At 58.2% G+C, this 20,542-nt stretch carries 20 protein-coding genes, 1 tRNA gene and 2 pseudogenes; 13 read left to right on the top strand and 10 right to left on the bottom strand.

The window, feature by feature from the left end; translation table 11 throughout:
• Window positions 1-86: 86 nt before the first annotated feature.
• Genes ACA060_RS23595 through ACA060_RS23580 form a run of 4 tightly spaced genes read right to left on the bottom strand, consistent with a single transcriptional unit; the run spans window position 87 to window position 5,219 of the window.
• A complete protein-coding gene (locus tag ACA060_RS23595; RefSeq protein ID WP_109634638.1) occupies window positions 87-308 on the bottom strand; it encodes a formate dehydrogenase subunit delta in 222 nt (73 codons plus the stop codon).
• Window positions 305-3,187 (bottom strand): formate dehydrogenase subunit alpha, encoded by a 2,883-nt coding sequence (gene fdhF / locus ACA060_RS23590; protein ID WP_497313546.1) that lies wholly within the window; start codon window positions 3,185-3,187, stop codon window positions 305-307. The genes ACA060_RS23595 and fdhF overlap by 4 nt, the downstream gene beginning before the upstream one ends.
• Entirely contained in the window at window positions 3,184-4,746 is a 1,563-nt protein-coding gene (locus tag ACA060_RS23585) for a formate dehydrogenase beta subunit (RefSeq protein ID WP_497313544.1), read from the bottom strand. The genes fdhF and ACA060_RS23585 overlap by 4 nt, the downstream gene beginning before the upstream one ends.
• The gene (locus ACA060_RS23580) at window positions 4,743-5,219 is read right to left on the bottom strand and encodes a formate dehydrogenase subunit gamma (RefSeq protein ID WP_497313542.1); all 477 of its coding nucleotides are present in this window, start codon (window positions 5,217-5,219) and stop codon (window positions 4,743-4,745) included. Before ACA060_RS23580 ends, ACA060_RS23585 begins: the two co-directional genes overlap by 4 nt.
• Before the next feature lie 434 nt (window positions 5,220-5,653).
• Here ACA060_RS23580 and ACA060_RS23575 point away from each other — a divergent pair, with 434 nt between their 5' ends.
• Together ACA060_RS23575 and ACA060_RS23570 are read left to right on the top strand one after the other, a co-directional pair.
• Entirely contained in the window at window positions 5,654-6,013 is a 360-nt protein-coding gene (locus tag ACA060_RS23575; protein ID WP_497313540.1) for a potassium channel family protein, read from the top strand.
• A 12-nt stretch (window positions 6,014-6,025) separates the two neighbouring features.
• Window positions 6,026-6,136: pseudogene (locus tag ACA060_RS23570) on the top strand (PH domain-containing protein); the annotation flags it as partial.
• A gap of 197 nt (window positions 6,137-6,333) precedes the next feature.
• On the opposite strand, the gene ACA060_RS23565 reads toward ACA060_RS23570, so the two are convergent.
• Entirely contained in the window at window positions 6,334-6,645 is a 312-nt protein-coding gene (locus ACA060_RS23565; protein WP_497313538.1) for a DUF3077 domain-containing protein, read from the bottom strand.
• 735 nt (window positions 6,646-7,380) lie between these two features.
• On the opposite strand from ACA060_RS23565, the gene ACA060_RS23560 reads away from it, so the two are divergent.
• Together ACA060_RS23560 and ACA060_RS23555 are read left to right on the top strand one after the other, a co-directional pair.
• On the top strand, window positions 7,381-8,517 hold the full coding sequence (locus tag ACA060_RS23560) for an ImmA/IrrE family metallo-endopeptidase (RefSeq protein WP_497313536.1): 1,137 nt from the start codon (window positions 7,381-7,383) through the stop codon (window positions 8,515-8,517).
• Window positions 8,514-9,011, top strand: a complete 498-nt coding sequence (locus ACA060_RS23555) for a DUF4411 family protein (protein ID WP_497313534.1) — start codon at window positions 8,514-8,516, stop codon at window positions 9,009-9,011. The genes ACA060_RS23560 and ACA060_RS23555 overlap by 4 nt, the downstream gene beginning before the upstream one ends.
• Window positions 9,012-9,187: 176 nt before the next feature.
• Here ACA060_RS23555 and ACA060_RS23550 read toward each other — a convergent pair.
• The 4 genes and pseudogenes from ACA060_RS23550 to ACA060_RS23535 form a co-directional block, all read right to left on the bottom strand.
• A pseudogene (locus ACA060_RS23550) lies at window positions 9,188-9,310 on the bottom strand (DUF3077 domain-containing protein); the annotation flags it as partial.
• Window positions 9,311-9,401: 91 nt separating this feature from the next.
• The gene (locus ACA060_RS23545; protein WP_497313532.1) at window positions 9,402-9,728 is read right to left on the bottom strand and encodes a hypothetical protein; all 327 of its coding nucleotides are present in this window, start codon (window positions 9,726-9,728) and stop codon (window positions 9,402-9,404) included.
• A gap of 540 nt (window positions 9,729-10,268) precedes the next feature.
• The gene (locus ACA060_RS23540; protein WP_497313530.1) at window positions 10,269-10,598 is read right to left on the bottom strand and encodes a hypothetical protein; all 330 of its coding nucleotides are present in this window, start codon (window positions 10,596-10,598) and stop codon (window positions 10,269-10,271) included.
• 162 nt (window positions 10,599-10,760) lie between these two features.
• Window positions 10,761-10,845 (bottom strand) — tRNA-Leu (locus tag ACA060_RS23535).
• A 107-nt stretch (window positions 10,846-10,952) separates the two neighbouring features.
• On the opposite strand from ACA060_RS23535, the gene queA reads away from it, so the two are divergent.
• The 6 genes from queA (at window position 10,953) to ACA060_RS23505 (ending at window position 17,039) form a co-directional block, all read left to right on the top strand.
• Window positions 10,953-12,002, top strand: coding sequence for a tRNA preQ1(34) S-adenosylmethionine ribosyltransferase-isomerase QueA (queA, locus tag ACA060_RS23530; RefSeq protein ID WP_497313528.1), 1,050 nt, complete (start codon window positions 10,953-10,955; stop codon window positions 12,000-12,002).
• Window positions 12,003-12,016: 14 nt separating this feature from the next.
• Window positions 12,017-13,132 (top strand): tRNA guanosine(34) transglycosylase Tgt, encoded by a 1,116-nt coding sequence (tgt, locus tag ACA060_RS23525; protein ID WP_010457900.1) that lies wholly within the window; start codon window positions 12,017-12,019, stop codon window positions 13,130-13,132.
• Between the two features lie 43 nt (window positions 13,133-13,175).
• Window positions 13,176-13,514, top strand: coding sequence for a preprotein translocase subunit YajC (gene yajC / locus ACA060_RS23520; protein ID WP_131059389.1), 339 nt, complete (start codon window positions 13,176-13,178; stop codon window positions 13,512-13,514).
• A gap of 63 nt (window positions 13,515-13,577) precedes the next feature.
• Window positions 13,578-15,446 (top strand): protein translocase subunit SecD, encoded by a 1,869-nt coding sequence (gene secD, locus ACA060_RS23515; RefSeq protein WP_497313526.1) that lies wholly within the window; start codon window positions 13,578-13,580, stop codon window positions 15,444-15,446.
• Window positions 15,447-15,455: 9 nt separating this feature from the next.
• A complete protein-coding gene (gene secF / locus ACA060_RS23510; protein WP_497313524.1) occupies window positions 15,456-16,370 on the top strand; it encodes a protein translocase subunit SecF in 915 nt (304 codons plus the stop codon).
• Window positions 16,371-16,490: 120 nt separating this feature from the next.
• Window positions 16,491-17,039, top strand: coding sequence for a glycine zipper 2TM domain-containing protein (locus ACA060_RS23505; RefSeq protein ID WP_010457893.1), 549 nt, complete (start codon window positions 16,491-16,493; stop codon window positions 17,037-17,039).
• A 251-nt stretch (window positions 17,040-17,290) separates the two neighbouring features.
• Here the strand turns inward: ACA060_RS23505 and suhB are convergent, their stop codons facing one another.
• Window positions 17,291-18,109, bottom strand: coding sequence for a type III secretion system regulator SuhB (gene suhB / locus ACA060_RS23500; RefSeq protein WP_008014726.1), 819 nt, complete (start codon window positions 18,107-18,109; stop codon window positions 17,291-17,293).
• Between the two features lie 145 nt (window positions 18,110-18,254).
• On the opposite strand from suhB, the gene trmJ reads away from it, so the two are divergent.
• The 3 genes from trmJ to iscR all read left to right on the top strand — a co-directional run bounded on the left by trmJ (window position 18,255) and on the right by iscR (window position 20,533).
• Window positions 18,255-19,025, top strand: a complete 771-nt coding sequence (gene trmJ, locus ACA060_RS23495) for a tRNA (cytosine(32)/uridine(32)-2'-O)-methyltransferase TrmJ (RefSeq protein WP_010457884.1) — start codon at window positions 18,255-18,257, stop codon at window positions 19,023-19,025.
• A 2-nt stretch (window positions 19,026-19,027) separates the two neighbouring features.
• Window positions 19,028-19,804, top strand: coding sequence for a serine O-acetyltransferase (cysE, locus tag ACA060_RS23490; RefSeq protein WP_007903579.1), 777 nt, complete (start codon window positions 19,028-19,030; stop codon window positions 19,802-19,804).
• A 237-nt stretch (window positions 19,805-20,041) separates the two neighbouring features.
• The gene (iscR, locus tag ACA060_RS23485) at window positions 20,042-20,533 is read left to right on the top strand and encodes a Fe-S cluster assembly transcriptional regulator IscR (protein ID WP_007903581.1); all 492 of its coding nucleotides are present in this window, start codon (window positions 20,042-20,044) and stop codon (window positions 20,531-20,533) included.
• Window positions 20,534-20,542 lie beyond the last annotated feature (9 nt).

Here is a 20,542-nt window from a genome sequence, read left to right as displayed (position 1 = left end):
AGTCAACATTGATGCTGAATGTACTGGCCTCATCGCGAGCAGGCTCGCTCCCACAGGTTTTTAGCTAGTCTCAAGATCGTGGGAGCCTAAGCCTCCCACCCCGCGCCACTGACCGCAGCCTGCGCCAACGGGTGCAAATCCGCCCCTTGATGTTCCGTCTGCCAGGCCAGCAATTCCTTGCGCATGCCCGGCGTCCAGTACATCTGCAGATGATTACGCACGCCGAGCACGGCCGCTTGCTCGTCCGGTTCGGTGGCGAAGTACAGGGCGATCTGGTTGACCATCTTGATCAGGTTCTCCGTACTCATCGGCGCACCTCCGCTTTAGCGCCACGGGCATGACGGCGTTCCTTGAGCAAACGGTCCTGTTCGTCGCTGAAAGCCTGATAGCGTTTTTGCCACTCCGAAGGGTGGTAGACGCGGCTGACTTCCACGGCGGTGACCTTGTACTCCGGACAGTTAGTGGCCCAGTCCGAGTTGTCGGTGGTGATGACGTTGGCCCCCGATTCCGGGAAGTGGAACGTGGTGTACACCACGCCCGGGGCGACCCGCTCGGTGACCCGCGCACGTAGTACGGTCTGGCCGGCGCGGCTGCCGATGCCGACCCAGTCACCCTCATTGATGCCACGGCTCTCGGCGTCGGTCGGGTGGATTTCCAGACGGTCTTCATCGTGCCAGGCGACGTTTTCGGTACGCCGCGTCTGAGCGCCCACGTTGTACTGACTGAGGATGCGCCCGGTGGTCAGCAGCAGCGGATAGCGATTGTTGACCTTCTCCTCGGTGGGCACGTAACCGGTGAGCATGAAGCGCCCCTTGCCGCGCACGAATTGCTCGATGTGCATGGTCGGCGTGCCGTCCGGTGCCGCGGCGTTGCATGGCCATTGCAGGCTGCCGTGGCTATCCAGTGCGGCGTAGCTGACGTTGGTGAAGGTCGGCGTCAGGCTGGCGATTTCATCCATGATTTGCGACGGATGCGTGTAGTTCATCGGGTAGCCCAACGCGTTGGCCAGTGCCACCGTGCCTTCCCAGTCTGCCTTGCCGCCCAGCGGCTCCATGACCTTGCGCACCCGCGAGATACGCCGCTCGGCGTTGGTGAAAGTGCCGTCCTTTTCCAGGAACGAACTGCCCGGCAGGAACACGTGGGCGAACCGGGCGGTTTCGTTGAGGAAAATGTCCTGCACCACCACGCATTCCATGGCCGACAGGGCCGCGGTGACGTGCTGGGTATTCGGGTCGCTCTGGGCGATGTCTTCGCCCTGGCAATACAGGCCTTTGAAACTGCCGGCCAGCGCAGATTCGAACATGTTGGGAATGCGCAGGCCCGGATCGGGTTGCAAGGTCACGTTCCACGCTTGTTCGAATTGCGCCCGTACCACCTCGTTGGAGATGTGCCGGTAACCGGGCAGCTCGTGTGGGAAGGAGCCCATGTCGCAGGAGCCCTGGACGTTGTTCTGTCCGCGCAACGGGTTCACACCGACGCCTTCGCGACCGATGTTGCCGGTGGCCATGGCGAGGTTGGCGATGCCCATGACCGCGGTGCTGCCCTGGCTGTGTTCGGTGATGCCGAGGCCGTAATAGATCGCCGCATTGCCGGCACCCGCGTACAGACGGGCGGCGGCACGGATGTCGGCAGCGGCTACGCCGCAAATGTCGCCAAGCATCTCCGGCGAGTTTTCCGCACGGCTGACGAACTCGCTCCAGCGGGCGAAATCGCTGCCCTCGCAACGTTCGTCGATAAACGCCTGATCGAGCAGGCCTTCGGTGACGATCACATGGGCCAACGCATTGAGCATGGCGACGTTGGTGCCCGGGCGCAGGGCCAGGTGCAGTTCGGCGCGGGCATGCACCGAGTCCACCAGATCAATGCGGCGCGGGTCGATGACGATCAGCCGCGCGCCTTCACGCAAGCGGCGTTTGAGCTGAGAGGCGAACACCGGGTGGGCGTCGCTGGGGTTGGCGCCCATCACCAGGATCACGTCGGCTTGCATCACCGAGTCGAAACTCTGAGTGCCGGCGGACTCGCCCAGGGTTTGTTTCAGACCATAACCGGTCGGCGAGTGGCAGACCCGTGCACAGGTGTCGACGTTGTTGTTACCAAACGCGGCGCGCACCAGTTTTTGCACCAGGTAGGTTTCTTCGTTGGTGCAGCGGCTGGAGGTGATGCCGCCAATCGAGTCGCGACCGTACTTTTGCTGCAACCGGCGGAATTCGCTGGCGGCGTAGGTCACCGCTTCATCCCAGCTGACTTCCTGCCACGGGTCGTTGATGTGCTGGCGGATCATCGGCTTGGTGATGCGATCCGGGTGAGTGGCGTAGCCCCAGGCAAAGCGCCCCTTGACGCAAGAGTGGCCGTGGTTGGCCTGACCGTTCTTGTCCGGAACCATGCGCACCAGCTGGTCGCCTTTCATCTCGGCACGGAACGAACAGCCCACGCCGCAATAGGCGCAGGTAGTGATCACGCTGCGCTCAGGCTGACCCAGTTCGACCACGCTTTTTTCCATCAAGGTCGCGGTCGGGCAGGCTTGCACACAGGCGCCGCAGGACACGCATTCCGAGTCGAGGAAGTTATCGCCACCGGCCGCCGCCACCCGCGATTCAAAACCGCGCCCGGTAATGGTCAGCGCAAAGGTGCCCTGGGTTTCTTCGCAGGCGCGCACGCAGCGGTTGCAGACGATGCACTTGCTCGGGTCGTAGTCGAAATACGGGTTGGAGGTGTCCTTGACGTCAGCCAGATGGTTGTCGCCTTCATAGCCGTAACGCACTTCACGCAGGCCGACTTGGCCGGCGACGGTTTGCAGTTCGCAGTTGCCGTTGGCCGAGCAGGTCAGGCAGTCCAGCGGGTGATCGGAGATGTACAACTCCATGACGTTGCGGCGCAGGGTCGCGAGTTTCGGCGTCTGGGTGTGCACGGTCATGCCTTCAGTGACCGGCGTGGTGCAGGACGCCGGGTAACCGCGCATGCCGTCGATCTCCACCAGGCACATGCGGCAGGAGCCGAAGGCTTCCAGGCTGTCGGTGGCACAGAGTTTCGGAATGGTGGTGCCCAACAGCGCGGCGGCGCGCATCACCGAGGTGCCTTCGGGCACGCTGATGCTGCGGCCGTCGATGTTCAGCGTGACCTGCACGTCGCTGTCGCGGGCCGGCGTTCCAAGATCGATATCGGTTTTCGGGTCGAAGAGGGTGATCATTGCTCGGCCTCCGAGGCTTGCAGACCGAAGTCAGCGGGGAAGTACTTGAGGGCGCTGACCACGGGAAAGGGGGCCATGCCGCCCAAGGCACACAGCGAACCGTATTGCATCGTGTCGCACAGGTCCTTGAGGATGATGACCTGCTCATTGCGACCGCTCTGGTCCGGCGCGGCCAACAGGCGGTCAATCACCTCAACGCCCCGGGTCGAGCCGATACGGCAGGGCGTGCATTTGCCGCAGGATTCCTCGGCGCAAAACTGCATGGCGAAACGCGCCATTTGAGCCATGTCCACCGTGTCATCCGCCACCACCACACCACCGTGACCGAGCATCGCGCCCATGGCGGCGAAGGCTTCGTAATCCAGCGGCGTGTCGAATTGCGACGGCGGCACCCACGTGCCGAGCGGGCCGCCCACCTGCGCGGCCTTCAGCGGCCGGCCACTGGCGGTGCCGCCGCCGTAGTCTTCCACCAGTTCCCGCAAGGTCAGGCCAAACGCCCGTTCCACCAAGCCGCCGTGACGAATATTGCCCGCCAATTGGAAAGGCATGGTGCCCAGGGAGCGGCCCATGCCGTAATCGCGATAAAACTGCGCGCCCTTGGCGAGAATCAGCGGCACCGAGGCCAGGGTCAGCACGTTGTGCACCAGCGTCGGCAGGCCGAACAAACCCTTCAGCGCGGGGATCGGCGGCTTGGCGCGGACGATTCCGCGTTTGCCTTCGAGGGAGTCCAGCAGCGCGGTTTCCTCACCGCAGATATAAGCCCCGGCACCGACCCGCACTTCCATATCGAAAGCCTGGCCGCTGCCGCCGACATTGGCGCCGAGGTAACCGGCGGCCCGAGCCAGGTTCAGCGCCTGGCGCAGGGTGGCCACGGCGTCTGGATATTCCGAGCGCACATAGATGTAGCCGTAAGTGGCACCGACGGTAATGCCGGCAATGGCCATGCCTTCGATCAACAGGAAAGGGTCGCCCTCCATCAGCATGCGGTCGGCGAAAGTACCGGAGTCGCCTTCGTCGGCGTTGCACACAATGTATTTCTGCGCCGCTTGGGTGGCGCGCACCGTGCGCCATTTGATCCCGGCGGGGAAAGCCGCGCCGCCACGGCCACGCAGGCCTGAATCGAACACCTCCGTCGCGGTTTGCTCACCGCCAACGGCCACGGCCCTCGTTAAACCCTCGAAACCGCCATGGGCCCGGTAATCATCCAGCGACAACGGCCGAGTAATACCGGCGCGGGCGAACAGCAGGCGTTGTTGAGTTTTCAGATAAGGCAATTCTTCCACCAGCCCCAAGGCCAGTGGATGCGCGGACGGTTCACCTTGCAAGGCTTCGAGCACGGACGGCACATCGGCAGCGGTCAGCGGACCGAAGCCGATCCGGCCTTGCGGGCTCTCCACTTCCAACAGCGGCTCCAGCCAATACAGGCCGCGCGAACTGGTGCGCTGCAACTCCAGTGGCAGATTGCGTTCCCGGGCCTGAGTGATCAGGGCCACCGCCACCTCATCGGCACCCACCGCACGGGCCAGCGAATCACTGGGCAAATAGAGCGACGGCATCATGCGTCCTCCCGGCAAGCGTCGAGCAAAGCATCCAGACGCTCAGCACTCAGCCGCGCATGCACCCGCCCATCCAGCTCCAGAGCGGGCGAGCAGGCACAGGCACCGAGGCAATACACCGGCCGCAAACTGATGCTGCCGTCGGCGCTGCTGCCGTGGTCATCCAGTTGCAGACGTTCGCGCAACTGCGCCGCAAGCTGCTCGGCACCGCGGCTCTTGCACGACTCAGCCCGGCACAAACGCAGAATGTGTCGGGCCGGAGGCGAAGTACGGAAGTCATGGTAAAAGCTGATCACCCCGCGAATCTCGGCCTGACTCTGATTGAGGGCGTGGGCAATCTCGGGGACGGCCGCATCGGGGATGTAACCGATGCGTTCCTGAATATCATGAAGAATGGGCAACAGTGCACCCGCAGAGCCCTTGTGGCGCTCCAGCAGGCTGTTGACCAAAGGCACGTGCAACGTCTCATCAGGCATTCAGCAATCCTCACGGTCACGGACAAACCAGATGGTCGTCGGTCGTCCGAAAGTGTCGGCTGCGGCACTCACACCACGTCACGGAATCGTGGCAATTTCAGGCCGTTGGCCAGGGCACCCTTGGCGGGCATCTTGTTGTGCCCGACGCGGTCTTCGCCGCACCTCATAAGGGCATTAAGGCAGCTTGCCACGCTGCTTTTGATTCATCTGCACCAAAGCGACGTGTTCGGTTCTTTCTACGACCTTCTATTGAGTCTAGAAGAGTGTGGCCGGAGGCGTCGTCCCTGAATGGTCGGGGACTATGTGCAACGCTATCGCGAATCGTGCTTGAACCACCCCGACCCGCTGCTGATGCACCAGTTTCCAGTGCTTGTGCCAAGCTGATGGAGTGTTAATACGCCTGCCGCTCAGGCAAACCTCAGGAAACCCATGACATGAAGCCCACTCATGCATCGCACGTCCGTCGAGAATTCTTCAAAGCAATCGGGTTCTACTTGCGTGTTGTCTGGCCGATCTTTTCCGTACTGTTTTTTCTTATCGTGCTGTTCGGCCTCATCATCAGCTACCTGGAGGGGTGGGATCCTTTTGACGGCATCTATTTCGGCTTCGTGACCGGTTTGACCATTGGCTATGGAGAACTCGTGCCGAAACTTGGCGTCTCGCGGATTCTGGCGATTTTGTTGGGGTTCAACGGGGTGCTGATGACCGCGATATTTGCGGCGATCAGTGTTCGGGCGATTGAGATTGCAGTGCGGGCGGCGGGGCAGGACGAGCCGGGTAAGCCGATGGCGTGAAGTCATGCTTGGTTGCTACTGGAAGGGGAGCAGCCATCGACTCCTGCAAATCCATGCGCGACGACGTGGTGTTTACCAACAAACGCATCATCGCGGTCAACGTGCAGGACATCACCCGCAGGTCGAAAGCCCCGAAAGAACTCGGGGCTAACAATGCCAGTCAATTCACCGCAAACCCTGTAGGAGCAAAGCTTGCTCGCGAAAGCGCCAGACCATCCAACATCAATGCTGAATGCCCTACCATCATCCCAAGCAGTCCGCTCCCCCTGACTTCACACCTCACCGACCGACATCAGAACCATCCCGCCATTTTCCAGCCACTACCCTTCAGACTTCGCCCCCGCCCGCTTAGACGCCAGCTCATTGTCCCGATCCCGATTCAGCACCTTCACCGCATCATCTACCACCGCCTTACTCATCGCCGTCAAATAATGCGCGGCCCAGGCGTGGCGGTCGGTGTCTGTGGCGTAGGCGGCATCTTCGTTCAGCTTCTTGGCTAGGAACAGAAAGTCAGAAGCCATCGATAACGCATCGCCGAGGGGGACGCCGCGAGTGACGTGGAAGAGTGGTTGATCCGCGCAGTAGATCGCGGGTGTAAGGCCGATGGTTTTGAGTTCGGGTTGTTCGGTCATTTGCCACCTCCGATGAAGGAGCGGCGGTGGGAGAGGGTGGACATTGAGGCGTTACGCAACCGGGAGTCGCGTTGAGGGAAAAGCCAAATTTTGTACGGATTGATGCTGCGCATTATCAGACTCCTTGATATGTGAAGCTGCCGCATTCGTTTCCACACGAATGGGTGACAGCTGTGCGCAGGGTGGAAAACCGGGAATCAAGGAAACCGGCACGCCCGAAGACGTCCCACGCACAGCCGCCATAACTCACGCCGCAGGCATAAAAAAAGCGCCGGCAGACGTGATGGGGGCGCTGTTGCGCCTTGAATTACACGGGTTTCCACACCCGGTCGCTGAATTGGCAGCGACGGTGGAAGGGTATCGTGTGGACTCTTTTCCTGCAACCTTCCAGAGCTCTGGGGACTATGTGGCCAGTCACAGCGGATACTCGGGTGTTGAAGAGGCGGCGGGATGGAAAAATGTCTGCTTGCGTCATGAAATGCATTGAAACAGGACAATGCCATCTGTCTGCGGGTTACATATTTGCGCTTCGGATCGTTGCGTATTTACCTCATACTCGCGCGCTTCTACCGTCGCTAGCTCTGCTTCTCGACTAATCTGTAGACGCTGACCACTAGACCTTAAATAGCCAAGGAGAAAGGCGATGCCAGATAACTGGAACCAGCATCAGTCGGATGCATCTGCCAAGGATGATCTCGCACGTTTGCCGGCCCCATCTGATTTGCCTGCGACCCTATGAGCCAAGCCGCCTTAGTCAATCCCAGCCTGCTCACATGGTCTCGAGAGCGTGCAGGCCTCTCCACTGAGCAGGTAGCAAAAAAGCTGCCAGCGAAACCTGCTCGAGTAGCGGAATGGGAAGCTGGCGAGACCAAACCTACATTCCTTCAGGCTCAAAAGTGGGCGAGTCTCGCTCACATCCCTTTCGGCTTCCTGTTTCTTCCGCAGCCGCCGGTCGAACAACTGCCTTTACCTGATCTGCGGACCGTCGGTGGGCTTTCGCCTCAACGGCCAAGTCTGGAACTGTTGGACACCGTCAGGGATTCCATACGTAAGCAGGATTGGTACCTGGAGTATCTGCAACACCAAGAGCATCAACCGCTGGCATTTGTCGGTCGCTTCAACAGCCGATCTCGAGTCGCAGAGGTGGTGGACGATATCCGCCGAACGCTTGGCGTGAACCCTGACGCTGCTCGATTGGATTACGACAAATACAGCCGTGCCTTGATCGAGGCAGCGGAAGCAGCTGGCATTTTGGTTATGCGCAGTGGCATTGCTCTAGGAAATACTCATCGCAAACTTGAAGTCAGCGAGTTCCGGGGGTTTGCCATCAGTAATACCTACGCTCCCGTTGTATTCGTCAACAGTTCCGATGCCCCCACTGCCCGCTTGTTCACCCTGCTTCACGAGTTGGCCCATATCTGGATTGGTAGCAGCGGAGTGTCTGACGGAAATTCTGCCAATGGTCGAGACGAGGAACGATTCTGCAATGCAGTTGCAGGTGAATTTCTGGCTCCCGAAGCGCAGTTCCGCGCTCTGTGGAACGCCGATGTTAACTGGGAAGAAAACCTAGCTCCGATGGCAACTCGGTTTCACATCAGTAAATTGGCGATTGGTCGCCGCGCATTAGATCTTGGATACATAAGCCAGGCCCAATACAGCGCTTACTATCGAATGATCCTCAAGGCTTTTCAGGATGATAAAGGTGGCGCGGGTAACTACTACCGCAACGCCACCGCGAAAAATAGCCCTAGCCTAAGCAAGGCGGTGCTAACTGAAGCAATGAGTGGCCGGATGCTGCTGCGCGATGCGGGACATTTGCTCGGCGTGCAACCTGCCAAATTAAGGACTCTCGCCAGCATGATTACGGAATGAATCATTTACTCGACGCTAACACGCTGATCGAAGCAAAAAATCGTTACTACGGGATGGCTATCTGTCCTGGATTTTGGCAGTGGTTACTACTTAAGAATAAAGCATTAGCTTTATCCAGCATTGCACCTGTAATGGATGAGCTAACAAAAGGGCATGACGATCTGGCGGATTGGGCGAAAGACAATTCTGATTTCTTTCACTCCACCACTGATCAGGATACCCAACTGGCATTCATGCAGGTCGCGGGACTTGTAGCTGATCAAACGCATAAGATGAAAGTAGGCGCTATGGAAGAATTTTTAGCGGGTGCTGACCCTTGGTTAATTGCGAAAGCAATGACTACAGGGGCTACAGTCGTTACTCATGAAGTGCTAAATCTTGATGCTAAACGAAAATTTATCATTCCCAATATTTGTAAGGAGCTGAATGTTCCTTTTTTGAATACGTTTGAGTTGATGCATAGACTTGAAGCAAGGTTTGTTTTATCTGCTTGAAAAAGTAACTTACTCAAATCGTGTGGGCTTTAAATGTTTAGCAGAGAATGGAAATAAATCCCCTTTTTCTCTTCAACATCAATGCTGAAGGCCCTAGCATCATCCCAAACAGTCCGTTCCCCCAGACTTCACACCGCACCGACCGACATCAGAACGATCCCGCCATTTTCCAGTCACTACCCTTCAGACTTCGCCGCCGCCCGCTCAGGCGTCGGTGCAGAAGTCCGATCCCGCGTAAGCACCTTCACCGCATCATCAACCATCGCCTTACTCATCGCCGTCAAATAATGCGCGGCCCAGTAAAAAAGAGACCCCTACTGTTCAAAAGTAGAGATCCCTTTTACTATTTGAGCTGTAGGCGAGCTGAGATTGGTGTTTGATGAGGGCGGATTATTCCTTGTAAAACTTAGTTTGCTGAGTGTTGTTGCGGTCGGACTTGTAAGTGTAGCTGGCAGTCCATGGGGCAGTAGATGTTCGGGATCCATTTACGTAGTCATTTTGCCAGCTCCATTCAAAATCAGGGGTCGAAAAAGATAGAACTGTTTCTTGGCGGTCGTCATGGAAATTAAACCCTCCAGTCACATTTGACCATGCGTTGGTTACACCATTGTGAAACTGTCCAGAAAAGCTTCCACTAGCCTCGCTATGATTTTCAATCGTCAAGCGATATTCGTTATTGGGTCCGCCGTCATACGATCCATTAAGATTAATTGCCATCTTTTTATCCTCCATTGCGGATAAGTATATTTGGGTCGGTATGCGTTTAAAGCTTCATGCTACATGGTGAACAGTGGAATGATTTGAATGAGTTGGCTACTGTCATAATTGACAGTTTTTTATACTTTTTTTGAATGTTCTATATTCGCTTTGGTGAGAAAAGACAGGGAAAAAACGAGGCAGACCTGAGGGGTTCCAGCTTTTTATTATAAGAAATCAATAGGTTAGGAATTGAAGAGGCCTGCATGGGTCGGCAGCTTATATTGCACTACACAAAAACAAGATCCCGATCCCATGCGAAGACCGTAAAGAGGATTTGTTTTTCTGTCAGCTGATCGAGGCGGTGCGGGATGGGTCTGTGATTTTTTTGGGGGGGGCAGCTTATTGTGACGCGGAGCGTCACGGGATGCATTACCACGCGGAGCGTGGGAACGATCAGTGGGGGTGGATAAGGGGAAAGGTCCATTTTCATATCAGCCAAAGCCCTGTCCAGTATCAGTCGGTGTAAAGGGGCACCAAACTTGTCCTTAACCTGATCATTCACTGAATGTCTTTCAAGTAATCCTTAAGCGCAATGAGCGGCGCATTAAGCTGCTCCATCGTCCGTGCATTGCTGAAATCAGCTGACAACCGATGCAGCTCACGCCCAAGTGGCGTTTCAACACCGCCTAAAGCTTCCATCGCCAAACCCACACAGTGCGCCACTCTAAACTGGATCGCGTCGATATCGCCCCTGCGCACCAACAACCCAAACACCTCCCGCTCATAATCACTCATGATCGGATCATCCCGCAAAATCGGACTTTCCCCCTCCCTCTCATAAGCCAGCTTGAGGGAGAAAAGGGCAACGGTTTCCAGTGGCAATTCCATTGTGTGAATCCTTGATTCGTTAGCCAGCGGTTTGGAGCTGTAGTACCGAAAAGACAAAATCAAAAGATCGCAGCCTTCGGCAGCTCCTACGGGGCGGCGGGGCGAGCTCACTTTTCTGTAGGCGAAAAAAAAGGCCTTGCAAAGCAAGACCTTTCTTAATTTTGGTGCCCCGAGGGAGACTCGAACTCCCACTCCTTTCGAAAACGGATTTTGAATCCGCCGCGTCTACCAATTCCGCCATCAGGGCTCAATGGCGGCGAAGTATAGAGATGAGATTACCGTCGGTCAATCAGGTACATAGAGAATTTTCACTATTTCGGCTAGACTTCCGGCCCCTGCTAGACGAACCCCATCATGCGCGTTGCTGACTTTACTTTCGAACTCCCTGATTCGCTGATTGCTCGCCACCCTTTGGCCGAGCGTCGCAACAGTCGCCTGTTGACCCTTGATGGGGTCAGCGGCGCCCTGGCGCACCGTCAATTCACTGATTTGCTTGAGCATTTGCGCCCGGGCGATTTGATGGTGTTCAACAATACCCGGGTGATTCCTGCGCGGCTGTTTGGCCAGAAGGCTTCCGGCGGCAAGCTGGAAATCCTGGTGGAGCGGGTGCTCGACAGTCATCGCGTGCTGGCCCATGTGCGCTCCAGCAAGTCGCCGAAGCCGGGTTCGAAGATCCTGATCGATGGCGGTGGCGAGGCTGAAATGCTGGCGCGGCACGATGCGTTGTTCGAGCTGGGGTTCGCCGAAGAGGTGTTGCCGCTGCTCGACCGCGTCGGGCACATGCCGTTGCCTCCTTATATAGACCGCCCGGATGAAGGCTCGGACCGCGAGCGTTATCAGACGGTGTACGCCCAGCGCCTGGGCGCGGTGGCGGCGCCGACGGCGGGGCTGCATTTCGATCAGCCGCTGATGGAGGCGATTGCCGCCAAGGGCGTCGAGACGGCGTTCGTGACCTTGCACGTGGGGGCGGGTACGTTCCAGCCGGTGCGGGTCGAGAAGATCGAAGATCACCACATGCACAGCGAATGGCTGGAGGTCGGCCAGGACGTGGTCGATGCCGTCGCGGCTTGTCGGGCTCGCGGTGGTCGGGTGATTGCCGTGGGGACCACCAGCGTGCGTTCTCTGGAAAGTGCGGCGCGCGATGGCGTGCTCAAGCCGTTCAGTGGCGACACCGACATCTTTATCTACCCGGGCCGGCCGTTTCATGTGGTCGATGCCTTGGTCACCAACTTTCATTTGCCCGAATCCACGCTGTTGATGCTGGTTTCGGCGTTCGCCGGTTATCCCGAAGCCATGGCCGCTTATAAAGCCGCCGTGGAGCATGAATACCGCTTTTTCAGCTACGGTGATGCGATGTTTATCACCCGTAACCCCGCACCACGTGGCCCTGAGGACAAAGAATGAGTCGCCAAAGTCGTATGTCGTTTGAGTTGCTTGCTACTGACGGCAAGGCTCGTCGCGGTCGTTTGACCTTTCCGCGCGGTACCGTCGAGACCCCGGCCTTCATGCCGGTGGGCACGTACGGCACGGTCAAGGGCATGCTGCCGCGGGATATCGTCGCCACCGGCGCGGAAATCATTCTGGGCAACACCTTCCACTTGTGGCTGCGTCCTGGCACCGAAGTGATCAAGAAGCACGGCGATCTGCACGATTTCATGCAGTGGAAAGGCCCGATTCTGACTGACTCCGGCGGTTTTCAGGTGTTCAGCCTGGGCGCGATGCGCAAGATCAAGGAGGAGGGCGTGACCTTCGCTTCTCCGGTCGACGGCGCCAAAGTGTTCATGGGCCCGGAAGAGTCGATGCAGGTCCAGCGTGACCTGGGCTCGGACATCGTGATGATTTTCGACGAATGCACGCCGTACCCGGCCGACGAAGATGTCGCGCGGATTTCCATGGAGCTGTCGTTGCGTTGGGCCAAGCGTTCGAAAGAAGCCCATGGCGACAACACGGCGGCGCTGTTCGGCATCGTTCAGGGCGGCATGCACCAGGATCTGCGCATGCGCTCCCTGGAAGGCCTCGACAAGATCGGCTTCGATGGCTTGGCCATCGGTGGTCTGTCGGTGGGCGAGCCCAAGCACGAGATGATCAAGGTGCTGGATTACCTGCCGGGCCAGATGCCGGCTGACAAACCTCGTTACCTTATGGGCGTTGGCAAACCGGAAGATCTGGTTGAGGGTGTGCGCCGCGGTGTGGACATGTTCGATTGCGTGATGCCAACCCGTAATGCCCGCAATGGGCATCTGTTCATTGATACTGGCGTGCTGAAGATCCGAAACGCGTTCCATCGCCATGATGATTCGCCGCTCGATCCGACCTGCGATTGCTATACCTGCCAGAACTTCTCCCGCGCTTATCTGCATCACCTGGACAAGTGCGGCGAAATGCTGGGGAGCATGCTCAATACCATCCATAACTTGCGTCATTATCAAGTGCTTATGGCTGGTTTGCGCGAGGCTATTCAACAGGGTACATTGGCCGCCTTTGTCGATGCCTTCTACGCCAAACGCGGGTTACCTGTTCCGCCTTTGGATTGAGTTTTCTGACCCCAAGATTCAACATTTGCAACTGGAGTGCTAAATGAGCTTTTTTATCTCTAATGCCATGGCTGACGCTGCTGCACCGGCAGCTGCCGGCCCAATGGGTGGCGGTTTCGAGTGGATTTTCCTGGTCGGTTTCCTGGTCATCTTCTACCTGATGATCTGGCGTCCACAGGCCAAGCGCGCCAAAGAGCAGAAAACCCTGCTGGGCAGCCTGCAAAAAGGTGACGAAGTTGTGACCACCGGTGGTATCGCCGGCAAGATCACTAAAGTGGCTGATGATTTCGTGGTTCTGGAAGTTTCCGACACCGTCGAAATGAAGTTCCAGAAAGGCGCCATTGCCGCCACGCTGCCAAAAGGCACGCTGAAAGCGATCTAAGTTTCAACTTCTACTCAATCGACGGGGCGCGCAAGGCGCCCCGCGTCATAAGCGGGCGGCGTGATGCTGAACAAATACCCTCTGTGGAAATACATTCTGATCCTGGCGGTGCTGGCGGTCGGTCTGATTTATTCCGCTCCCAATTTATATCCTGATGACCCGGCCATTCAGGTCAGCGGCGCAAGCACTTCGCTGCAAGTCAATCAGGCTGATCTGGATCGTGTGAGCGCTGCGCTCAAGGAATCCGGGATCAACGTCAAGGCAGCCACGCTGGCGGCCAATGGCAAGGGTGGTCTGATTCGTCTGACCAAGGCTGAAGATCAGCTGCCGGCCAAAGACGTTGTGCGCAAGGCGTTGGGTGATGACTACGTCGTCGCGCTGAACCTGGCACAAACCACCCCGCAATGGCTGCGCAATCTCGCTGCGCACCCGATGAAGCTGGGTCTGGACTTGTCCGGTGGTGTGCACTTCCTGCTCGAAGTGGACATGGACAAAGCCCTCGACGCACGCTTGAAAGTGTACGAAGGCGATGTAAAGAGCCTGTTGCGTAAAGAGAAACTGCGCTATCGCAGCCTGCCGCAACTCAACGGTGCCATTCAGCTGGGTTTCAGTGATGAAGCTTCCCGCGAACAGGCCCGTGCGCTGATCCGCAAGAACTTCAACGATTTCGACATTGTTCCGGCCGACCTCAATGGTCAGGCGGTGCTGCGTCTGGCGATGACCCCGGCCAAGCTGGCGGAAATCCGCGAATACTCCATCAAGCAGAACTTGACCACGGTACGTAACCGCGTCAACGAGCTGGGTGTTGCCGAACCGATCGTTCAGCGTCAGGGCGCCAACCGCATCGTGGTTGAGCTGCCGGGCGTGCAGGACACCGCAGAAGCCAAGCGTATCCTCGGCAAGACGGCCAACCTTGAGTTCCGTCTGGCCGCTGAGCCGGGCGCTTCGAAAGCCACTTCCGAAAGCTTCGAGTTCCGTGAAGGCAATCGTCCGCCGGCACAGATCGAGCGTGGCCTGATCATCACCGGTGACCAGGTGACTGACGCCAAGGCTGGCTTCGGCGAGCACGGTACGCCAGAAGTGAACATCCGTCTGGATGGCCACGGTGGCGAGCTGATGAGTCGTGCGACGCGCAGCAACGTCGGTCGCAGCATGGCGGTGATCTTCATCGAGCAGCGTCCGGTCACCACGTACACCAAACAAATGGTGAACGGTGTCGAGAAAGACGTAGCGGTTCAAACGTTTAAAGAAGAGAAGAAGATCATCAGCCTGGCGACCATCCAGTCGCCGCTGGGTGCTCAATTCCGCATCACTGGCCTGAACGGTCAGGGCGAGTCGTCCGAACTGGCGCTGCTGTTGCGTGCCGGTGGTCTGGCTGCCCCGATGTACTTCGCTGAAGAACGTACCATTGGCCCGAGCCTGGGTGCCGACAACATCGTCAAAGGTGTCGATGCATCGCTGTGGGGCATGCTGTTTGTCTCGCTGTTCATCATCGCCATCTACCGCTTCTTCGGCATCATCGCCACCGTCGCACTGTCGGTGAACATGGTGTTGCTGTTGGCCTTGATGTCGCTGCTGGGGGCAACGCTGACCCTGCCGGGTATCGCCGGTATCGTATTGACCATGGGTATGGCGGTCGATGCCAACGTGCTGATCTTCTCGCGGATTCGTGAAGAGATCGCGGCGGGCATGACCGTACAACGGGCAATCAACGAAGGCTTCGGCCGGGCATTTACTGCGATTCTCGACGCCAACCTGACCACATTGCTGGTCGGCGGGATTCTCTTTGCGATGGGCACAGGCCCGGTCAAAGGTTTCGCAGTGACCATGTCCCTCGGGATCTTTACCTCGATGTTCACGGCCATCATGGTGACCCGCGCGATGGTCAACCTGATCTTCGGCGGTCGTGACTTCAAGAAGTTGTGGATTTAAGGGGCTGCCATGTTACGTACAATCAACTTCATGGGCGTTCGCAACGTTGCGTTCGGCGTCACATTGTTCCTTACGGTGCTGGCTTTGTTCAGCGTCGCCACCAAGGGCATGAACTGGGGCCTGGACTTCACCGGCGGTACGCTCATCGAGCTGACCTACGAGCGTCCGGCCGATGTCACCAAGGTGCGTGAGCAGCTTGCTACTTCGGGCTATCACGAGGCAATCGTGCAGAGCTTCGGTGCGACTACCGATTTGCTGGTGCGCATGCCGGGTGAGGACCCGCAGCTGGGCCATCAAGTGGCCGAAGCGCTGCTGAAAGTCGGCGGCGACAACCCGGCGATGGTCAAGCGCGTCGAGTTCGTCGGCCCGCAGGTCGGTGAAGAGCTGCGCGACCAGGGCGGCCTCGGCATGCTGATGGCGCTGGGCGGCATTCTGATCTACCTGGCTTTCCGCTTTCAGTGGAAGTTCGCGGTCGGTGCCATCGTTTCGCTGATCCACGACGTGATCGTGACCATCGGTATCCTGTCGTTCTTCCAGATCACCTTCGATCTGACGGTGCTGGCGGCGGTACTGGCGATCATTGGTTACTCGCTCAACGACACCATCGTGGTATTCGACCGGGTTCGTGAGAACTTCCGTGTACTGCGCAAGGCCAGCCTGATCGAGAACATCAACATCTCGACCACGCAAACCCTGCTGCGGACCATGGCGACGTCGATCTCCACCTTGCTGGCGATCGCTGCTTTGCTGTTCTTCGGTGGCGACAACCTGTTCGGCTTCTCCATCGCCCTGTTCATCGGTGTTCTGGCGGGTACTTACTCGTCGATCTACATCGCGAACGTGATGCTGATCTGGCTGAACCTGAGCAGCGAAGATCTGATTGCTCCTGTGGCCACTGACAAGGAAGTCGACGACCGTCCATAACGGCCATCGCTTTTCCAGCTGTCAGCCGAAAAAGGCGCGAGTTGAACTCGCGCCTTTTTTTATGCTCCAAGGCTGGGAGAAGCGCGGGCTTTGCCCGCATGTGATGGTCAGGAGGTTCATGTGAACAAGTCGTTGCTGGTTGGTGCGGTATTGGGTGCTGTCGGTGTAACTGCCGGGGGTGCTGTTGCCACCTACAGCCTGGTTAAAAGCGGCCCTGAGTATGCGCAAGTGCTAGCCGTTGAACCGGTCAAGACACAAATCAAGACGCCACGTGAAGTGTGCAAGGATGTAGCAGTGACCCGGCAAGCGCCGGTGAAAGACCAACACCAGATCGCCGGTACAGTGGTCGGTGCATTGGCAGGTGGTTTGCTGGGTAACCAGATCGGCGGCGGCACCGGCAAGAAGATTGCCACGGTCGCAGGCGCTGTCGGTGGTGGTTATGCGGGCAACAAGGTTCAGGAAGGCATGCAAGAGCGTGACACCTACACCACGACTCAGACTCGCTGTAACACCGTGAATGACATCAGCGACAAGGTTGTAGGCTACGACGTTCGTTATTCGCTGGACGGCAAGGAAGGCAAGGTGCGGATGGATCGTGATCCGGGCAACCAGATTCCGGTCGACAAGGAAGGCAAGCTGGTCCTGTCGCAGAATGAGCAGGCCCACTAACAAAGCTGAAATTCAGATTCAAAAGAAGCACCCTGCGGGGTGCTTTTTTTGTGCCCGCAATTTATGCCTCACCACAAGTCCCCTGTGGGAGCGAGCCTGCTCGCGATAGCGGTGTGTCAGCCTCCATTAATGTTGAATGTGGCTCAGTCATCGCGAGCAGGCTCGCTCCCACAGGGATCGTCGGTGTTTTCGGGGACGAATCCCAGGCATAAAAAAAGCACCCCGAAGGGTGCTTTTTTGTGGGCGTTCGCTTAGCGCTTCAGCGAAGCCGGCAGGTGTGGCTGGATCGCCGTCAGCACTGCTTTGAAGCACTTGGTGTTGCCGGCGACGATGTGGCCTTTCTCAAGGAAATCGTGGCCGCCGGTGAAGTCGCTCACCAAACCGCCAGCTTCCTGGATCAGCAGGGCGCCTGCAGCCATGTCCCACTCGGACAGGCCCGACTCCCAGAACGCATCGAAACGGCCGGCAGCCACGTAGGCCAGGTCTAGGCTCGCCGAACCTGCGCGGCGGATACCGGCGGTCTGGCCTACCAGGGCGCGGAACATGCCCAGGTAGTTGTCGAGGTTGTCCATCTGGTCGTCGCGGAACGGGAAGCCGGTACCCAGCAGGGCGCCGTCGAGGCTGGTGCGACCGCTGACGCGCAGGCGACGACCGTTCAGTTGGGCACCGCGACCACGGCTGGCGGTGAATTCTTCCTGGCGAACCGGGTCCAGAACAACAGCGTGTTCCAGGCGACCGCGGTATTTGCAGGCGATGCTGACAGCGAAGTGAGGAATGCCGCGCAGGAAGTTGGTGGTGCCGTCCAGCGGATCGATGATCCACAGGTATTCTTCGCCTTCGATCCCGGTGCCGGCGTGCATGCCGGTTTCTTCACCCATGATCGAGTGATTCGGGTAGGCCTTGCGCAGTGCGTCGATGATTTTCTGTTCGGCGGCGCGATCCACCTCGGATACGTAATCCTTGGCGTCTTTTTCGTCGACCTTGATGGTATCCAGGCGCTCGATGGAGCGGAAGATCAATTCACTGGCGCTGCGGGCGGCGCGCAGCGCGATATTCAGCATGGGCTGCATGGATGTGTCACCTAAGGTTGTTAAAGAAAGCCGGGCATTCTATCAGAACTTTTCTACAGGTGAAGGTCGGTGTTCGCTTTCGTAGCTTAACGGTAGGATGAACTGTAAGATTCTGCTCCCCATTTCTGTGTTCGAGACGCCTCCCTTGCTGCATAACATTCGTGTCGTCCTGGTCAATACCAGTCACCCCGGCAACATCGGCGGGGCTGCGCGTGCCATGAAGAACATGGGCCTGTCGCGGCTGGTGCTGGTCGAACCGCGGCTGTTCCCGCACCACGAGGCCGATGCTCGCGCTTCCGGCGCCGGGGACATCCTTGAAAACGCGCAAGTCGTCGCCACCTTGGAAGATGCCTTGGTCGGCTGCAATCTGGTGCTCGGCACCAGCGCTCGTGACCGTCGTATTCCCTGGCCGTTGCTCGATCCCCGCGAATGCGGCGTGAAAGTGGTCGAGGAAGCCGCGTCGGGGGCCGAGATTGCCTTGGTCTTTGGTCGTGAAGATTCCGGCCTGACCAATGAAGAGCTGCAGCGATGTCATTATCACGTGCACATCCCATCAGACCCTGAGTTCAGCTCGCTGAACCTTGGGGCAGCGGTGCAGGTGTTGAGTTATGAAGTGCGCATGTCCTGGCTCGCGGCCCAAGGCCAGCCGAGCAAGGTCGAGAAGGATGAAGTGGCCTCCACCAAAAGTGGTGAGCTGGCGACCATGGATGAGCTGGAGCGATTCTATGAGCACCTGGAGCAAACCCTGGTGGCCATCGAATTCCTCGATCCGGAAAAGCCGCGGCACTTGATGGCGCGCCTGCGCCGGTTGTACGGTCGAAGCTCGGTCAGCCGGGCGGAAATGAATATATTGCGTGGCATCCTCACGGAAACCCAGAAAGCGGCCCGTGGCGAGCTTCTAAAGCGGAAGGATTAAAAATGTTCGAGCGTTTGCGTGAAGATATCCAGAGTGTTTTCCATCGTGACCCGGCAGCGCGCAACGCCTTTGAAGTCCTGACTTGCTACCCGGGCATGCACGCCATTTGGATACATCGCCTGTCATCGGCCCTGTGGGGCATGGGCTGGAAGTGGCTGGCGCGTCTGGTGTCGAACTTCGGTCGCTGGTTGACCGGGATCGAGATCCATCCGGGCGCCAAGGTCGGTCGTCGCTTCTTTATTGACCATGGCATGGGTATTGTCATCGGTGAAACCGCTGAAATCGGCAATGACGTCACCCTTTATCAGGGTGTGACCCTGGGCGGCACCAGCTGGAACAAGGGCAAGCGTCACCCGACATTGGAAGATGGCGTGGTGGTAGGGGCGGGCGCCAAGGTGCTCGGCCCGTTTACGGTCGGCGCTGGGGCCAAGGTCGGTTCCAATGCGGTGGTGACCAAGGCTGTGCCGCCGGGTGCGACCGTGGTCGGGATTCCGGGGCGGATCATCGTCAAGTCCGATGAAGAGCAGGACGCCAAGCGCAAGGCCATGGCCGAGAAGATCGGTTTCGATGCCTACGGTGTCGGCGAAGATATGCCTGACCCGGTGGCGCGAGCCATCAATCAGTTGCTCGACCACTTGCAAGCGGTTGATGGGCGTCTGGAGGGGATGTGCGGGGCGTTGAAGGATCTGGGCAGTAATTACTGTGCGAAAGATCTGCCTGAGCTGCGCGAAGAAGACTTCGCCTGTGTGAAGGACAAAGATCAGAGTCAGGCCAGCTAAACCGCGCTGACCTCTTCGCGAGCAAGCCCGCTCCCACAGGATGCTCATCGTCCTTGTGGGAGCGGGCTTGCTCGCGAAGAGCGATAACGCGCAATTGCTGGCTGTACGCCGCCAGCCTTTGCTATGATGCGGCCGCTCTTTTGCGGGTAATCCTGACTAAAGTACTAGGTCTTATAGTTGACTTAAATACTCGGGAATTGCATACTCGCCCCATTCCGAACTCCGTGGTAATTGTCCATGCGACTGACTACAAAAGGCCGATACGCCGTAACCGCCATGCTTGACCTGGCGTTGCACGCGCAGCACGGGCCGGTGTCCCTGGCCGATATCTCCGAGCGCCAAGGCATCTCCCTGTCCTACCTCGAACAGCTTTTCGCCAAATTGCGCCGCAGCAATCTGGTTTCCAGCGTTCGTGGCCCGGGCGGTGGCTACCAACTGTCCCGCGACATGCAGGGCATCCAGGTCGCCCAGGTGATCGATGCGGTGAACGAATCGGTCGATGCGACCAAATGCCAGGGCCAGGGTGATTGCCATCAAGGCGACACCTGCCTGACCCACCACTTGTGGTGCGATCTGAGCCTGCAGATTCACGAATTTCTGAGCGGTATCAGCTTGGCTGACCTTGTAACTCGCCGTGAGGTGCAAGAAGTAGCCCAGCGTCAGGACCAGCGCCGTTGCAACAGCAAGGCGCCACGCCTGGACAAGATTGAAGCGTCCGCCGTCGAATGACAGCCACAG

The organism is Pseudomonas sp. LBUM1671, from assembly GCF_059695685.1.
The sequence above is the reverse complement of the archived record's forward strand: the minus strand, read 5'-3'. Positions and strand labels throughout refer to the sequence as shown.